Source organism: Pseudokineococcus lusitanus, from assembly GCF_003751265.1.
Taxonomy (GTDB): domain Bacteria; phylum Actinomycetota; class Actinomycetes; order Actinomycetales; family Quadrisphaeraceae; genus Pseudokineococcus; species Pseudokineococcus lusitanus.
In genome coordinates this window covers 184,291-196,804 of the sequence record NZ_RJKN01000003.1, presented here as the reverse complement: position 1 = coordinate 196,804, position 12,514 = coordinate 184,291, and the positions used below count along the sequence as shown (strand labels likewise).

General features: G+C 78.7%; 13 protein-coding genes. 10 read left to right on the top strand and 3 right to left on the bottom strand.

Annotation, left to right across the window (positions count from 1 at the left end; all coding sequences use genetic code 11):
• On the bottom strand, window positions 1–186 hold the full coding sequence (gene rpmB, locus EDC03_RS06855; RefSeq protein WP_123379473.1) for a 50S ribosomal protein L28: 186 nt from the start codon (window positions 184–186) through the stop codon (window positions 1–3).
• A 283-nt stretch (window positions 187–469) separates the two neighbouring features.
• Here rpmB and EDC03_RS06850 point away from each other — a divergent pair, with 283 nt between their 5' ends.
• Genes EDC03_RS06850 through EDC03_RS06835 form a run of 4 tightly spaced genes read left to right on the top strand, consistent with a single transcriptional unit; the run spans window position 470 to window position 5,944 of the window.
• Window positions 470–2,842, top strand: coding sequence for an ATP-dependent DNA helicase RecG (locus tag EDC03_RS06850; protein WP_241967073.1), 2,373 nt, complete (start codon window positions 470–472; stop codon window positions 2,840–2,842).
• The gene (locus EDC03_RS06845) at window positions 2,839–3,531 is read left to right on the top strand and encodes an ABC transporter ATP-binding protein (RefSeq protein WP_123379472.1); all 693 of its coding nucleotides are present in this window, start codon (window positions 2,839–2,841) and stop codon (window positions 3,529–3,531) included. The genes EDC03_RS06850 and EDC03_RS06845 overlap by 4 nt, the downstream gene beginning before the upstream one ends.
• Window positions 3,528–5,318, top strand: coding sequence for a DUF6297 family protein (locus EDC03_RS06840; protein WP_123379471.1), 1,791 nt, complete (start codon window positions 3,528–3,530; stop codon window positions 5,316–5,318). The genes EDC03_RS06845 and EDC03_RS06840 overlap by 4 nt, the downstream gene beginning before the upstream one ends.
• Window positions 5,315–5,944, top strand: a complete 630-nt coding sequence (locus EDC03_RS06835; protein WP_123379470.1) for an RsmD family RNA methyltransferase — start codon at window positions 5,315–5,317, stop codon at window positions 5,942–5,944. Before EDC03_RS06840 ends, EDC03_RS06835 begins: the two co-directional genes overlap by 4 nt.
• A 4-nt stretch (window positions 5,945–5,948) precedes the next feature.
• On the opposite strand, the gene EDC03_RS06830 is transcribed toward EDC03_RS06835, so the two are convergent.
• On the bottom strand, window positions 5,949–7,571 hold the full coding sequence (locus EDC03_RS06830; protein ID WP_123379469.1) for an AbgT family transporter: 1,623 nt from the start codon (window positions 7,569–7,571) through the stop codon (window positions 5,949–5,951).
• Window positions 7,568–8,953: an amidohydrolase gene (locus EDC03_RS06825; protein WP_241967072.1), complete on the bottom strand. Its 1,386-nt coding sequence runs from the start codon at window positions 8,951–8,953 to the stop codon at window positions 7,568–7,570. The genes EDC03_RS06830 and EDC03_RS06825 overlap by 4 nt, the downstream gene beginning before the upstream one ends.
• Before the next feature lie 89 nt (window positions 8,954–9,042).
• On the opposite strand from EDC03_RS06825, the gene coaD reads away from it, so the two are divergent.
• The 6 genes from coaD to rnc all read left to right on the top strand — a co-directional run bounded on the left by coaD (window position 9,043) and on the right by rnc (window position 12,513).
• Window positions 9,043–9,540 carry a pantetheine-phosphate adenylyltransferase gene (gene coaD / locus EDC03_RS06820; RefSeq protein ID WP_123379468.1) on the top strand — a complete coding sequence of 166 codons (498 nt, stop codon included), beginning with the start codon at window positions 9,043–9,045 and terminating at the stop codon, window positions 9,538–9,540.
• Window positions 9,541–9,606: 66 nt separating this feature from the next.
• Complete coding sequence (locus tag EDC03_RS06815) at window positions 9,607–10,209, top strand: hypothetical protein (protein ID WP_123379467.1); 603 nt, start codon at window positions 9,607–9,609, stop codon at window positions 10,207–10,209.
• Window positions 10,202–10,780, top strand: a complete 579-nt coding sequence (locus EDC03_RS06810) for a hypothetical protein (protein WP_148058032.1) — start codon at window positions 10,202–10,204, stop codon at window positions 10,778–10,780. The genes EDC03_RS06815 and EDC03_RS06810 overlap by 8 nt, the downstream gene beginning before the upstream one ends.
• A gap of 232 nt (window positions 10,781–11,012) precedes the next feature.
• Window positions 11,013–11,519 carry a YceD family protein gene (locus tag EDC03_RS06805; RefSeq protein WP_123379698.1) on the top strand — a complete coding sequence of 169 codons (507 nt, stop codon included), beginning with the start codon at window positions 11,013–11,015 and terminating at the stop codon, window positions 11,517–11,519.
• A 2-nt stretch (window positions 11,520–11,521) separates the two neighbouring features.
• Complete coding sequence (rpmF, locus tag EDC03_RS06800) at window positions 11,522–11,725, top strand: 50S ribosomal protein L32 (protein ID WP_123379465.1); 204 nt, start codon at window positions 11,522–11,524, stop codon at window positions 11,723–11,725.
• A 14-nt stretch (window positions 11,726–11,739) separates the two neighbouring features.
• On the top strand, window positions 11,740–12,513 hold the full coding sequence (gene rnc / locus EDC03_RS06795; RefSeq protein WP_123379464.1) for a ribonuclease III: 774 nt from the start codon (window positions 11,740–11,742) through the stop codon (window positions 12,511–12,513).
• The last annotated feature ends 1 nt before the right edge of the window (window position 12,514 follow it).

Below are 12,514 nucleotides of genomic sequence, written 5' to 3'. Positions count from 1 at the left end.
TCAGCGCGTGACCTTCCCGGCCTTGAGGCAGGAGGTGCAGACGTTGCGACGCCTGGGCGTGCCGCCCTCGACCACGCGGACGCGCTGGATGTTCGGGACCCAGCGGCGCTTGGTGCGGCGGTGGGAGTGGGAGATCGAGTGGCCGAAGCTCGGGCCCTTGGCGCAGATCTCGCAGGTGGCAGCCACGGTCAGTCTCCTGTGCGGTCTCGTCGTGCGGGGGAGCGGCCCGGTGCGGGCGCACCCCGTGCGGGTGGCGTCTGTCGGTCGTGCTGGTGCGTCGGCGCTCGTCGGTGCCCGGGGGCGTGGTCGTGCGGCCCGCTGGGCGCACCGGTGGCGCGATCGGGAGCCAGGGTAGCCGAGGCGGCGGGGTGCTCCCAACCGGCCCGACGACGTCGTCCACCGCCCCGGCCCGGACCGACCCGGGGACGCCGCCACCGGGCCGTCGGGGGCCGCCCCTACTGTGCGGGACATGCCGGGGGAGCCGGGCGCCGGGGCCGCGCCGTCGTGGGACAGGGTGCCCGCCGCGCGGGCGCCCGAGGACCCGCCGCTCGTCGGGCGCATGGGCGAGCCCCTCGTCAAGGTCGTCGGCGGGAGGACGGCCGCGCTGCTCGAGGAGAAGCTGGGCCTGCGGACGGTCGGCGACCTCCTGCGGCACTACCCGCGCGACCGCCGCCGCCGGGGCCAGCTCACCGACCTGCGCTCGCTCGAGACGGACGAGCACGTCACCGTCCTGGCCCGGGTCGCCTCCCTCAAGAGCCGGCCGATGAAGCAGAAGAGCGGGTTCATCGCCGACGTCACCGTCACGGACGGCGCCGCCGAGCTGCGCCTGGCCTTCTTCCCCCGCGGCCGCGGCCCGCTGGCGCTGCTGCACCGCCAGCTCGCCGTCGGCGCCACCGCCCTGTTCTCCGGGAAGGTCAGCCAGTACCGCGGCGTCACGCAGCTCGTGCACCCGCAGTACGAGCTGCTCGGCGCGGGCGGCCGCGCCGCCCGGGACGTCGGCCCCACCGACGCGCTGCCCGGCACGGGCCCGGCCCCGGCGCCCGTCGAGCCCGACCCCGGTGAGGCCCTGGCGGCCGTCGACGCCTACGTCAACGGGGTCGTCCCCATCTACGCGGCCGCCGCCGGCGTCCAGAGCTGGACGGTGGCCCGCGCCGTCCGCCTCGTCCTCGACGGGCTCGCGCCCGAGGACGTGCCCGACCCCCTGCCCGCCGAGGTGGTCGAGCAGCACGTCTTCCCGAGCCTGCACGAGGCCCTGCGGCGCGTGCACTCGACCGAGGTCGGCGCCGGGGAGGAGGCGGCGCTCGAGCGCCTCCGCTACGAGGAGGCGTTCGTCCTCCAGGCCGAGCTCGCCCGCCGCCGGCTCCGGACGGACGCCGAGACCGCCGTCCCGCGGCCGCCCCGCGAGGACGGCCTGCGGGCCGCCTTCGACGCGCGGCTGCCCTTCACGCTCACCGAGGGGCAGCAGCGGGTCGGCGAGCAGCTGGCCGCGGACCTCGCCCGGCCGCACCCCATGAACCGGCTGCTGCAGGGGGAGGTCGGGTCGGGCAAGACCGTCGTCGCGCTGCGGGCGATGCTCGCCGTCGTCGACGCGGGCGGCCAGGCCGCCCTCCTCGCGCCCACCGAGGTCCTCGCGGCGCAGCACCACCGCACCCTCGAGCGGATGCTCGGCGACCTGGCGGGCGGCGGCACCCTCGGCGCGGCGGAGGGCGCCACGCGCGTCGTCCTCCTCACCGGCAGCCTCGGCGCGCGGGCACGGCGCGAGGCGATGCTGGCGGCGGCGAGCGGCGAGGCGGGCATCGTCGTCGGGACGCACGCCCTGCTGGAGGAGAAGGTGCAGCTGGCCGAGCTCGGCCTCGTCGTCGTCGACGAGCAGCACCGCTTCGGCGTCGAGCAGCGGGACCGGCTGCGCGCCAAGGCGTCGGCCGTGCCGCACCTGCTCGTCATGACCGCCACGCCGATCCCGCGGACCGTCGCCATGACGTCCTTCGGGGACCTCGAGACGTCGGTGCTGCGCGAGCTCCCCGCGGGGCGCTCGCCCATCGCCACGCACGTCGTGCCCACCGGCAAGGAGACGTGGGTGGAGCGGATGTTCGCCCGGCTGCGCGAGGAGGTCGACGCCGGCCACCAGGTGTACGTCGTCTGCCCGAGCATCGGGGACGAGGACGCGCTGGCCTCGGGCGTCGACACCCCGGAGGCACGGCGGACCGACACGACGGCGGACGGCCGGGTCCTCACCTCCGCCGTCCGCGCCGAGCTGCTGCTGCGGCAGGTCCCCGCGCTCGCCGACGTGCGCCGCGCCCTCCTCCACGGGCGCCTGGCGCCGGACGACAAGGACGCCGTCATGCAGGCCTTCTCCCGCGGCGAGGTGGACGTCCTCGTCTCGACCACGGTGGTCGAGGTCGGGGTGGACGTGCCGGAGGCCACGGCGATGGTCGTCCTGGACGCCGACCGCTTCGGCATCTCCCAGCTGCACCAGCTCCGGGGCCGGGTGGGGCGCGGCGGCCACCCGGGCACGTGCTTCCTCGTCACCCAGCTGCCCGCGGGCCACCCGGGCGTCGCCCGCCTGCAGGAGGTGGCGGCGACGACGGACGGCTTCGCCCTCGCGCAGCTCGACGTCGAGACCCGCGGCGAGGGCGACGTCCTCGGCGCGCGCCAGTCCGGCGTCCGCTCGTCGCTGCGGCTGCTGCGCGTGGTCCGCGACGTCGAGGTCATCGAGGCCGCCCGGGCCGACGCGTCGCGGGTCGTCGCCGCGGACCCGGACCTGCGGCACCACCCCGCGCTGGCGGGGGCCATCGGCGAGCTGCTGCGCCCGCAGCACGAGGACTTCCTGGAGCGTGCGTGAGCGGCCCCCGACCCGCTCCCGTCGTCGTCGCCGAGCGGCTCCTCGTCGGCTGGACCGGCGAGCCCGTGACGGCGCCCACGTCGTTCCGCGTCCACCCGGGCCGGGCGGTCGCGCTCGTCGGCCTCAACGGGGCGGGCAAGACGACGGTGCTGCGGGCGGTCCTCGGCCACCTCGTCCCCGTCGGCGGCCGGCTCGAGGTCCTCGGCGGGCCGGTGGACGAGCGGTCCGCCGCCTTCCGGCGCGACGTCGCGGCCGTCCTCGACGTCGACGCGGCCCTGCCGGGCCTCTCGGTGCGCGAGCACCTCGACCTCGTGGCGCGCGGCCACGGGGTGCGCGACGCCGAGGACGTCGTCGACCAGGCGGTCGCCGACCTCGGCCTCGAGCCGGTGGCCGAGCGGGCGCCGTCGTCCCTCTCGTCGGGCCAGCGCCGGCGGCTGCTCCTCGCCGCCGCCCTCGTGCGGCCGCGGCGGCTCCTCGTCCTCGACGAGCCGGAGCAGCGGCTGGACCTCGTCGGGCGCGAGGACCTCGTGGACCGGCTCGTCGAGGACAAGGAGGCGGGCACGGGCCTGCTCCTCGCCACCCACGACCCGCTCCTGCTCGAGGAGGTCGCCGACGAGGTGGTGCTCCTCGCCGAGGACGGCTCCCGCCGGGTCAGCGCCGCCGAGGCCGTCCGGGAGCTGGGCCGGTGACGGGCGCGACCGGCGGCCCGCCGGACGACGACCTCCGCGCGGTGCCGGCGCACGTCCTGCACCCCGAGGCCGACGGGCCCGGGACGTCGGCGGCCGCCCTGCGGGCGGACGCGCGCCGGGCCGCCCGCCGGCTGCCGGGGGCGGGCCTCGGCGACGTCCTCGGCGACGTCTACACGGGCGTCCTCGCGGTGGCCCTCACGGCCCTCGTGCTGTCCGGCTCGCCGGGCCGGCTGGGGGCGCTCGGCGGGGTCCCGTCCGACGCCGCGGGCGGCACCGGGCTCGGCGTCGCCGGGGTGCCGGCGCCGCTGCTGGCGGCCGCGGGCGTCCTCCTGCTCGTCGGCGGCGTCGTCGGGCTGCTGGCCCGGCTGGGCCCGTTGTCGCTCCCGCCGGCCCGCGCCGCGTGGTGGCTGCCGCTGCCGGTGGACCGCGGCGCGCTCCTGCGCCCGGTGCTGCCGTGGCGGGTCGTGCCCGCGGCGGTCGTCGCCGGAGCGCTCGTGGCGGCGCTGGGCGTCCTCGTGCTGCCCGCCGGGACGGGGGCGGTCGCCCCGCTCGCGCTCGCCGCCGGGGCCGTCGTCGCGCTCCTCGTGGCCGCCGCGGTCGTCGAGCAGGCGGGGGCCCGGCCCCCGACCGCCGTGCGGCGGCTCGCCGACGCGGCCGTCCTCGCCGCCCCGCTGCTCGTCGTCGTCGCCGCGGCCGACGACGTGCTGCTCGGGCGGCCGGCGGTGGCCGGCGCCGCCCCGGTCCCCGCCGGCGCGGCGAGCGGGGACGTGGCGGCGGCGGTCGCGGCGGCGGCGGTCGCGGCGGCGGCCGCCGTGGCGTCCCTCGTCGCGGGCGTCGTCGTCGCCCTCGTCGCCCGGCGGCGCGCCGGCCGCGTGCCCGCCGCGGCCCTCACCGCCTCCGGCGCGCTGACGGCGCAGGTCACCGGCTCGGGGCTCCTGCTCGACACCCGGGCGCTCGGCCGGGCGCTCGCCGGGCCGGGGCGCCCCGTCCCCGGCGGCCGGGCCCGGCGCGCGGGGCGCCGGGGGGCGGTGCCCGCCGCGGCGGCCGCCACCCGCTCGCGCGCGGCCCGGGCGGTGGCGCGCGGCCCGGTCGGCGTCCTCGTCGTCGCGGACGTCCTCGCGGTGGTCCGCGAGCCGCGCCGCGTCGTCACCGCCGCGGTGCTCGCGCTGCTGCCCGGCGCCGTCGCGGTCGCCGCCGGCGGGGGCACCTGGCCGGCGCTGCTCGCCGTCGCGGCGTGCTCCTACGCGGCCGCGACGACGCTGGCCGAGCCCGTCCGCCACCGCGTCGTCGTCCCCGCCCTCGACGCCGTCCTGCCGATCTCCGCGGGGGCCGCGGCCTGGGCGCACCTGCTGGCGCTCGTCCTGCTCACCGCGGTCCCCACGACGGCGGCCGCGCTCGTCCTCGAGCTGCTGGCCCCCGGGGCGCTGCCCGCGTGGCTCGTCGTCGCCTCGGCGCCCGGGGTCGCGGCCGCGGCGCTGCGCGGGGCGGCGCGGGCCGAGCTCGACCCGTCGACGGCCGTCGTCGCGACGGCCGCCGGGCCGGTGCCGCTCGGCGTGGTCACGCACCTCCTGCGCGGCCCGGACCTCGTCCTCGTCGCGCTGCTGCCCCTCGCCCTCGGCGCCCTCGCCGCCGACGTCGCGGGCGGGCTCGCGCCCGCCACGACGGCCGCGCTCGTGCTCGTGGCGCTGCTGCTCGGGCTCGCCCTCGGGGCGGCGGCCGCGGCGGGCGCCCGGCCGCGGCCGGTGGAGCGCGACGCCCGCGTGCCCGCGCCGGGCGGTGCCCGGTGACCCGGCTCGTGGCGGGCCGCGCCGGTGGGCGCACGCTCGTCGTCCCCCGGGGGGCCACCCGCCCGACGTCGGAGCGGGTCCGCGAGGCGCTCTTCAGCCGGCTGGAGCACGAGGGCCTGTGCGACGGCACCCGGGTGCTCGACCTCTACGCCGGCTCGGGGGCGCTCGGCCTCGAGGCGGCCAGCCGGGGCGCCGCCGCCGTCGTCCTCGTGGACGCCGGGCGCGAGGCCGCCGGGGCCTGCCGGCGCAACGCCGAGGGCACCGGCCTGGCCGCCGCCCTGGGCGGTGACGGCCTCGTCGTCGTCGAGCAGCCCGTCGAGCGCGTCGTCGCCGCGACGCCCGGCGGGGCCACCGCGGCGCTCGCGCCCGGGGCCGACCTCGTCCTCGTCGACCCGCCGTACGACCTCGCCGAGGACGCGCTCGCCCGCGTCCTCGGCGACCTCGTGGCGCACGGCTGGCTCGCGCCCGCCGCGGTGGTCGTCGTCGAGCGGGCGCGGCGCACGCCGGAGCCGACGTGGCCCGCACGCCTCGAGCGCTACGCCGAGAAGCGGTACGGGGACACCGTGCTGTGGTCCGCGGAGCTGGTCGACGACCCCGCCGGCGACGGCCCGGCGGACGCCGGCTGACGGCTCAGCCGTCGAGCCGGATCCCGGCGCCCGGCCCGAGCGGCGTGCCCGTCACGTAGAAGAGCGTGAGGACGGCGACCCAGGCCAGCCAGAAGGTCACCGAGAACGGCAGCATCCGGCTGATGATGCTGCCGAGCCCCGCCTGCGGCTCGTACCGCCGGAGCATCGTCAGCAGGACGATCATGTAGGGGTTGAGCGGCGTCAGGACCTGCGTCGCCGAGTCGCCCACGCGGAAGGCCGCCTGGGTGAAGGCCGGCTCGAAGCCGAGCAGCGCGAACAGCGGCACGAACACCGCGGCCATGAGGGCCCACAGCGACGAGCCCGAGATGATGACCAGGTTGAGCAGCGAGGCCAGCAGGACGAAGAGCAGCACCACCGGGTAGCCGGTGAGCCCGAGGTCCTCCAGGGCCCCGGCCCCCGAGACGGCCAGCCACGTGCCGACGCCCGACCACGTGAAGAGGGCGATGAAGTTGCCCAGCACGAAGGCCAGGGCGACGAAGGGCGCGAGGTCGCGCACGGCGCCGACCATGAAGCGCGGGACGTCGGCCCCCGTGCGCAGGGTCCCGACGGAGCGGCCGTAGACGAGGCCCGGCACGAGGAACATCGTGAAGACGATGAAGACGACCGAGTCGAGCAGCGGCGACTCCGGGAGGTAGCCGCCGCCCTCGCCGCGCCAGGGCGAGCCCGGCAGCAGCACCGCGACGAGCATGACGACCGCCGTGACGAGGGCGGCGACGCCGGCGCGCCGCACGGACCGCCGCTCCTCGGGCGTGAGGTCCTGGCCCTCCTCGACGTCGACCGGGGCGTCCTCGGCCCCGCCCGCCCCGCCGACGACCCCCTCGTCGGCCTCCTCGGCCTGCCGCTCGCGGGGGACGCCGATCCGCTCGAGCCGCGGCTCGAGCACCCGCGTGATGACGAGGCCGGTGATGACCGACAGCACCGCCGCGGACACGACGTTGAAGAAGAGGTTCGAGACGGGCGTGACGGTCGTGCCCGGGTCCGGCAGCACCGCGGCCGTCGCGTTGGTGATGCCCGCGAAGAGCGCGTCGAGGCTCGTGACGAGGAAGTTGGTCGAGTACCCGGCGCCCGCCGCGGCGAAGCCGCCGAGCAGGCCCGCGACGGGGTGGCGGCCGGCGGCGCGGAACACCATCGCGGCCAGCGGCGGGACGACGACGAAGGCCGTGTCGCTCATGACCGACGCGGTGACGCCGACGACGCCGACGACGTAGGGCAGCGCCCACGGCGGCGCGGAGTGGAAGGCGAGCCGGACGACGGCGCCGAGCAGGCCCGACCGCTCGGCGACCCCGACGGCCAGGAGGATCGTCAGCACGGTCAGCAGCGGCGGGAAGCCGATGAAGTTGGCGCCGAGGTTCGTCGTCAGCCAGGTGAGGCCCTCCCCGGTGAAGAGGCCGCGGACGACGACGGGCTCGTCGGCGCCGGGCACCGTGACCTGCACGTCGGCCAGCGCCGCCGCCGTCGACACCAGCGCGACGAGCACGAAGAGGCCGAGGAACAGGACGAAGGGGTCGGGCAGCCGGTTGCCCGTCCGCTCGACCCAGCCGAGGAACCGGTCGCTCCTGCCGGCGGGGCCCCCCGGGCCCGCCGTCGCCGGGGACGCCGCGCTCACGCGCCCGCCCCCTCGGCCGGGGCGTCGAAGTAGGCCGGGACGTCGACCGCCCCGCCGTCGGCGGCGAAGTCGGCGTGGACGGCGGCCCGCAGGTCCGCGTCGGCGAGGTGGTCGAGCGCGACGAGCGCGAGCCCGACGGCGCCGTCGACGACCGCGCGGTCGCCGTCGGGGCCCGCCGCCGCCGTCGCGAACTCCCGGGTGTGGAGGGACGTCCCCGGGTCGCTGACGGCGATCATCGGGTGCAGCGACGGCACCCGGTAGCTGACGTTGCCGAAGTCGGTGGACGCCGCCAGCAGCGAGGGCACGACCCCGGGCGGGAGGACCCGCCGCCCGCGGTCGGCGAGGCGGGCGCCCCACCGGCCGGCGAGCGGGCCGTTGGCCCGTACCGGCAGCGTGGCCGGGCTCTCGTCCCAGCCCAGCTCCACGCCGCACCCGGTCATGAGCGCGGCGCCGCGGCACATGGCCTCGAGCCGGTCGGACAGCACCCGCAGCGTCCCCGGCTGGGCGGAGCGCAGGTAGAAGAGCACCTGCGCGCGCCCAGGGATGACGTTGGGCCGGTCGCCGCCCTCGGTGACGACGCAGTGCAGCCGGTCCGACGGCGGCATCTGCTGCCGGTGCAGCCCGACGGCCTGGTAGGTGAGCGCGACGGCGTCGAGCGCGTTGCGGCCCATGAACGGCTGCGCCGACGCGTGCGCCGTGACCCCCGTGAAGGTGGCGCGGAGCTGGCGGCGGCCGAGGAACAGGTGGTCGGCGACGTCGTAGCCGAAGGGGTGGACCATGAGCGCCGCGTCGACGCCGTCGAGCGCGCCGTGCCGGGCCATCGTCTCCTTGCCGGCACCGCCCTCCTCGGCCGGCGTGCCGAGCCAGCGGACGCCGCCGGGCAGCCGGTCGCCGAGGGCCGCGAGGCCCAGCGCCGCACCGAGCCCGGCGGCCGCGATGACGTTGTGGCCGCACGCGTGCCCGATGCCGGGCAGCGCGTCGTACTCGCTCATGAGGGCGACGACGGGGGCGTCCGGGCCGCCGCCGCCGGCCACGTCGGCCCGCAGCGCCGTCCCCAGCCCGTGGGCGCCGCGCTGCACCGCCAGGCCGTGGCGCCCCGCGAGGTCGGCGACGGCACCGGCGCTCCGGTGCTCCTCGAAGGCCGTCTCCGGGTGGGCGGCGAGGTCCTGCGAGAGCGCGACCAGCTCGGGGCCGAGCCGCTCCACCGCCGCGACGACGTCCCGCACGAGGTCCTCCGGCGCCCCGGCCGCGTCCGAGGCCAGCGGCGGCGCGACCCGGGCGGCGGCGTCGACCTGCGCCTGCACCGAGCGCAGGTAGGTGGGGTCGGGCGGCAGGGGGCCGCCGTCGCCCACGGCGGACGGGGGAGGCGTGGTGCTCGGCACGGCGGAGCTCCTCGGTGCAGGGGGTGGGACCGCGCCCACCGTGGTCCGCGGCGGGGCGGGTGGCAACGGGGGACGGGCATCCTGGGGCGGTGAGCACCGCGGCCGTCCCCGGCTCCTTCGACCCCGTGACGCACGGCCACCTCGACGTGGTGGCCCGCGCGGCGCGCCTCTTCGACGAGGTCGTCGTCCTCGTCGTGCCCAACCCGTCCAAGCGCGGGCTGCTGGCGCCCGCGCGCCGGGCCGCCCTCCTCGAGGAGGTGCTGCCCGACGCCGTCGGCGACGCGCCGGGCCGGGTCCGCGTCGAGCTCGTCGACGGCGGGCTCCTCGTCGACGCCTGCCGCCGCGTCGGGGCGGCGTGCGTGGTCAAGGGCGTGCGGGGAGGGTCCGACGTCGACGCCGAGACGCCCATGGCGCTCATGAACCGGCACCTGTCCGGCCTCGAGACGCTGCTCCTGCCCGCCGACCCGCGCTGGCAGCACGTGGCCTCGTCGCTCGTGCGGGAGATCGCCCGGCTCGGCGGCGACGTCGACGACATGGTCCCGCCCGCCGTCGGGCGCGCCGTGCGCGCGGCGCTCGCCGAGGGCTGACGCGGGCCCCCAGGGCGGGGCCGGGCGGGGCGGGAACCGCGCGGCGCGCGGCGGCGTCCGAGCGCCATGCCGCCGCCGGTCGCGCCCCTGCCGCTCTCGCTGGTCACGCTCGTGCTCGGTGCCGGGGCGGTGGCCGTGGCGCCACCGGCCGCGGCGCTCTGCGCGGCCGTCACGCTCGAGGAGTTCGTCGCCGACGCCGACTCCCTCGTCGTCGCGGAGGTCGAGCGGTCGGACGAGGACCGGGCCGACCTCCTCGTCGAGGAGGTGTGGTCGGGGCCCGACCGCCCCGAGCGCCTCACGGTCGTCACCGGCCAGCTGCGGCCCGGGGTGTCGTCGTCCGCCGACATCCGGCTCCGGGAGGGGTGGCACTACCTCGTCGACCTCGCGGGGGACCCCCCGAGCACGGACGCGTGCGCCGTGATGACGGTGGACGACGAGGCGGCCGTCGCCGCCGTCCGTCCCGCCGACGCCCGGGACCCCGTGGTCGAGGAGGCGGCGGTCGTCGCCGCGGGCGACCCGGACGCCGGCTCCGGCGCCGACGGCGCCGACGACGCCGACGACGCCGGGCCGCCCGTCGCCGCGGCGCTGGGGACCGGGGCGCTCGCGCTGGCCGTCGTCGGCGCGGGCGTCGTCGTCCTCCGGCGTCGGCGCGGGCCCCGCCGTGGTTGACCGCCGCGCCGCCCGCCGTCGACGGGCGCTCCTCGTGGCCCCGGTCGTCGTCGGCGGCGCGCTGCTGGGCGCCGCGCCCGCCGCGGCGTCGTGCGCCGAGGTGACGCCCGCGTCCCTGCTCGACGGCGGCGAGGTCGTGCTCGGCACCGCGGTCGAGGTCGACGGGCACCGCGCCGTCCTCGACGTCGAGGAGGTGTGGTCCGGGCCGGACCGAGCACCGAGGTCCCGCGTCGTGACGGGGGAGACGTCGCCGGACGTCTCGTCGTCGGGGGACGTCGAGCTGGTCGAGGGCGAGCGGTACCTCGTCGCGCTGCGGGGGTCGCGGACCGACGCGTGCTCCGTCCTCGTCGTGGGTGACGGCGGGGACGTGACGACGGCGGAGCTCGACGCCGCCCGCCCCGCCGACGTCCGGGCGCCCGTCGAGGGGGCCGACGAGGGCGGCCACGGGCCCGTCGTCCCCCTCGCGGCGGCCGGCGCCGGCGGGGCGCTCGCCGCCGTCCTCGCGGGGGTGCTCGTGCTCGCCGTCCGGCGGCGTCCTCGCGCGGACGGCGCACCGCGGGGCCTGCGGTAGCCTTGCCGGTCGGTCCGCCGTGCACCGCGCGGGCCGAGGACGACCAGGGCTCCTGCGCCCGCCCGTACCGCCCCCGACCCGGCACCGCCGGGGCGAGGGTCCCGCACCACCACCCCGGCACCGCCCGGCACCACCGAGCACCGCCCGGGGGAGGAGGAGAACCGTGACGACGCTGGACCACCGCTCGCCGCTCGTGCTCGACACGCGCGAGCTCGGTCGTCGTCCCGGGACCATGCGGACCGTACGGCGGACCGTGGAGGCGCCGGCCGACCTCGGCACGGTGGTGATCGGCGTGGCCGAGGGCAGTCCCGTCGAGCTGGACCTCCGGCTCGAGGCGGTGATGGAGGGCGTGCTCGTGTCGGGGACGGCGCGGGCGACCTCCACCGGGGAGTGCGTGCGGTGCCTGGACCCGATCGAGCGCGAGCTCGTCGTGGACCTCCAGGAGCTGTACACCTACCCGGGCCGGGCGCCGGAGGACGACCCCGACGGCACCCAGGACGACCTGCGCGAGCTGGACGACGACCTCGTCGACGTCGAGCCCGTGCTCCGGGACGCGGTGGTGCTCGCGCTGCCGTTCCAGCCGGTGTGCTCGCCGGACTGCCCGGGCCTGTGCGCCGACTGCGGGGCCCGCCTCGCCGACGCGGAGCCAGGGCACCATCACGACAGCGTCGACCCGCGGTGGGCGGCGCTCCAGGGCATGGCCTCCGACCGGGGTCGTACCGAGAACCAGGAGGGCTAGACGTGGCAGTCCCGAAGCGGAAGATGTCCCGCAGTAACACGCGCCACCGCCGTTCGCAGTGGAAGGCCGAGGCGACGCCGCTGGTCGCCACCGTCGCCGGCGGCCGCACCACCTACACGCGCAGCCACCACGCGCACGTGGTCACCGACTCCGCGGGCACCCCGCTGTACCTCGAGTACAAGGGCCGCAAGGTCAAGGACCTCTGAGCACCACCGCGGGCGTGCCCGCGGGGCGGGGCAGCGGGGCCGAGAGGCTCGCGGACCTCGTCCCCGGTGCGCCCGGCCTGCAGGCCCGGCTCGGCCTCTCCGTCGAGCCGGGCCTGCTGCTGCGTGCCCTCGTGCACCGCTCGTGGTCCTACGAGCACGACGAGGAGCCCACCAACGAGCGACTGGAGTTCCTCGGCGACGCGGTGCTGGGGCTCGTCGTCACCGATGCGCTCTACCGCCGCCACCCCGACCTGCCCGAGGGGCAGCTGGCCAAGCTGCGGGCGTCCGTCGTCAGCTCCCGCGCCCTCGCCGGCGTCGGCCGCGGCCTCGGCCTCGGCGAGCACGTGCTGCTGGGCCGCGGGGAGACCGCCACCGGGGGCCGCGACAAGACGTCGATCCTCGCCGACACCGTCGAGGCCGTCATCGGCGCGGCCTACCTGTCGGCCGGCCTCGACGAGGCGCGGGCGCTCGTCCACCGGCTCGTCGACCCGCTGCTCGCGTCGTCCGCGACGCTCGGCGCCGGGCTGGACTGGAAGACGAGCCTGCAGGAGCTCGGCGCCACCCTCGGCCTCGGCGCGCCCGTGTACCGGGTGACCGGCGAGGGCCCCGACCACGCCCGCACCTTCACCGCCGAGGTGGTGCTCGCCGACGAGCCCCGCGGCGCGGGCACCGGGCGCAGCAAGAAGGAGGCCGAGCAGCACGCCGCCGAGGCGGCGTGGCGGGCGCTCGGCGGCACCGGCGAGGACGCCCTCGCGGAGGCGGCCGGCGTGACGGCCCCCCGGGCCTGAG